This is a genomic window from Sedimentibacter sp. B4 (assembly GCF_000309315.1).
Taxonomy (GTDB): Bacteria; Bacillota; Clostridia; order Tissierellales; family Sedimentibacteraceae; genus Sedimentibacter; species Sedimentibacter saalensis.
Genome location: NZ_CANG01000110.1, coordinates 1 through 220, shown reverse-complemented (window position 1 = coordinate 220; position 220 = coordinate 1). Strand labels below are relative to the sequence as shown.

Genomic DNA, 220 nt, shown 5'->3' with positions numbered 1-220 from the left:
CGACCTGATGACGACCGTCCCCGGACTGTTCGTCGGAGGCGAGGCGGGCTCGGGCTACCACGGAGCCAACCGCCTGGGTGCGAACTCACTGCTGTCGGCCTGCGTCGACGGGTGGTTCACCCTGCCACTGTCCGTACCGAACTACCTGGCACGCGTCCTGAGGCAACCCCTCCTGCCCGCGGACGCCCCCGCGGCGGCGTCCGCAGTCGCCGAAGTACAG

The 220-nt window shown here is 70.5% G+C and carries 1 pseudogene; it reads left to right on the top strand.

Features of this window, described 5'->3' with window-relative positions:
• A pseudogene (locus BN358_RS27545) lies at positions 1–220 on the top strand (fumarate reductase/succinate dehydrogenase flavoprotein subunit); the annotation flags it as partial.